General features: G+C 66.0%; 2 protein-coding genes. Both read right to left on the bottom strand.

Annotated elements, in window-relative coordinates:
- Positions 1 to 192 precede the first annotated feature (192 nt).
- On the bottom strand, positions 193 to 2,007 hold the full coding sequence (locus Q0X16_RS13135; RefSeq protein ID WP_297835288.1) for a TRAP transporter large permease subunit: 1,815 nt from the start codon (positions 2,005 to 2,007) through the stop codon (positions 193 to 195).
- A 20-nt stretch (positions 2,008 to 2,027) separates the two neighbouring features.
- A partial coding sequence (locus tag Q0X16_RS13130; RefSeq protein WP_297835285.1) for a TRAP transporter small permease subunit occupies positions 2,028 to 2,728 on the bottom strand: 701 nt, incomplete at its 5' end.

Here is a 2,728-nt window from a genome sequence, read left to right as displayed (position 1 = left end):
TTCAAGAAGGTCTTCGACGACCTGCGAGCCTTCCAGCGCGACCAGATTCTCTGGAATCGCGTGTCCGAGCTGCAATTCACGCAGACCATGGCTTCGCTCAAGATCTGACGCGGGCTGGGGGCGGCTGCGCCGCCCTCGAGACGGAAAACCGCGGCCTGGTGCCGCGGTTTTTCCTTGTGCGCGCGCTTCGCGCTACGGTTTCCCGAGCGACCTCTCCAGGGCCTTCACGGGGTCGTCCGCGTTCTCGCCCTGCGGTGGCGTGTCCGCGTTCTCGGGTGGCGTGTCCGCGTTCTCGGATGACGTGTCGGCGTTCTCGCCCTCGCCCAGTCCGGGCACGCCCACGCCGAACCCCGGCGCATTCTCCAGTTGTTGCAGCATCCGCGTGCCGACGGCCTCCAGGTCGACGTTGGATTTCTTTTCGAGGTTGCCGGTCACCAGAACGGGGAGGGCGATCAGGATCGCGACCATCGCCAACTGCAGGATCAGGAAGGGAATCGCGCCCTTGTAGATCTGCATCGTGGTGACCGGCTCCATCGTCCTGCCCGTGACAGGGTCCACATAGGGTTTGTCGGGAGCGACCGAACGCAGGTAGAACAGCGCGAAACCGAATGGCGGGTGCAGGAACGAGGTCTGCATGTTGACCGCGAGCAGCACGCCGAACCAGATCAGGTCGATCCCCATCTTGTCCGCGATCGGCGCGAGCACCGGCACGACGATGAACGAGAGCTCGAAGAAATCGAGGAAGAACGCCAGCACGAACACCAGGATGTTCACGAAGATGAGAAAGCCCAGTTGTCCGCCGGGCAGCTTGCTTAACAGGTGCTCGACCCACACCGGACCGTCGGCCGACTGGAACACCATGCTGAAGATGGTCGCGCCGACCAGGATGAACATGACGAACGAGGACAGCCGGGTGGTCGTCGCCAGCGCCTGCTCGAGCAGCTGCCAGCTGAGGCGTTTGCGCAGCACCGCCATGACGAGCGCACCCATGGCGCCCATCGCGCCGCCTTCGGTCGGGGTGGCCACGCCGAGGAAGATCGTTCCCAGGACCAGGAAGATCAGCAGCAGCGGCGGAATCAGCACGAAGGTCACGCGCTCGGCCAGCTTCGAGAGCAGGCCCAGATGCGTCAGCCGGTTGACGACGGCGATCAGCCAGGCGACGAACACGCCGCCGCACATGGCCACGACGATCTTTTCGTCGGTCGGCACGTGCTCGACCAGTTCGCCCTGCCACCAGGTATGGACCGCTTCCATGTGCTGCCCGAGGAACACCGCCACCGTGGCCGACAGCGCGGCGAGCACGGCGAGCGAGCGATAGCCATGGCTGCCGTTGGGTTCCCGGAACGTGCGTGCCTCGGGGGGCAGCGCCGGGACCGTGCTCGGCTTGAAGATGGCCAGGAAGACCACCCACAGCACGTACAGGCCCATCAGCGCGAAGCCCGGAACGAAGGCGCCCTTGTACATGTCGCCCACGCTCTTGCCCATCTGGTCGGCCAGAACGATCAGCACCAGCGACGGCGGGATGATCTGCGCCAGCGTGCCCGAGGCTGCGATCACGCCGCTGCTCAGGCTGCGGCTGTAGCCATAGCGCAGCATGATCGGCAGGGAGATCAGGCCCATCGAGATCACCGAGGCCGCGACGACCCCCGTGGTGGCGGCGAGCATGGCGCCGACGAAGATGACGGCCAGCGCCAGGCCGCCGCGCAGGGGGCCGAACACCTGTCCCACCGAATCGAGCAGGTCCTCGGCCATGCCGCTGCGCTCGAGGATCAGGCCCATCAGCGTGAAGAACGGCACGGCCAGCAGCGTCTCGTTGGCCATGATGCCGATCAGCCGGAACGGCAGCACCGCCAGAATGGCGGGCGGAAAGAGGTCGACGACGACGCCGAGCAGGCCGAAGACCAGCCCCGCAGCGCCGAGGCTGAAAGCGACCGGAAAGCCGAGGATCAGGAACAGGATCAGGCCTCCGAACATCAGGGGGGCGAAGTTGGCGGCAATGAATTCCATCGTGCGGGCGCTCGTCGCGTTCAGTGCGCCGGCTGCGACGCACTGCCGCCGCTTTCGCGCTCGGCGTTGCGCTCGCGCAGGGCCTCGACGAGTCGTTCCTCGTCACTCTCTGCGCTGTGCCGCCCGGTGGGATCCGGCCCCGCTCCCCGGAGGAAGGCGATGCACTTGATCAGTTCCGACCATCCCTGCAGCAGAAGCAGCGTGAAGCCGACGGGAAGCGCGAGCCACACCGGCCAGCGGATCAGGCCCCCGGGGTTGCCCGACATCTCGCCCGAGACGAACTTGCCGATGGCCTGCGGTGTGCACAGGTACAGCGCCATCACGCAGATGGGCGTCAGGAACAGCAGGTAGCCGACGATGTCGATCCACACGCGTACCGTCTTCGGCAGACGGCTGTTGACGACGTCGATGCGCACGTGCTCGCGATGCAGCAGCGTGTAGCCGGCAGCGACCAGGAACGACCAGGCGAACAGATACCACTGCGCCTCGAGATAGGCGTTCGAACTGGTGTCGAACAGCTTGCGCACGATGGCGTTCAGGGCGCTGATGACCGTGGCGGCAAAGATCACCCAGATCGCGTACTTGCCGACCCGGGCATTCAGCCAGTCCACGGCGCGGGAGAATCTCAGTAGGGCCTGCATCGACTCCGTCCCATGTGCGAGCGGCGCGAGGGAGTTCTGCGCCGCCGAAGCGCCCTTGTCTGGCGGATCTGCGGTGTCCG

Source organism: Thermomonas sp. (genome assembly GCF_025993755.1).
GTDB lineage: Bacteria > Pseudomonadota > Gammaproteobacteria > Xanthomonadales > Xanthomonadaceae > Thermomonas.
This window is presented reverse-complemented; position numbering and strand designations above follow the sequence as displayed.

Coding starts and splice junctions, on each gene's coding strand:
- Q0X16_RS13135 (WP_297835288.1), bottom strand. CDS start 2,007: ATGGAATTCATTGCCGCCAACTTCGCCCCCCTGATGTTCGGAGGCCTG.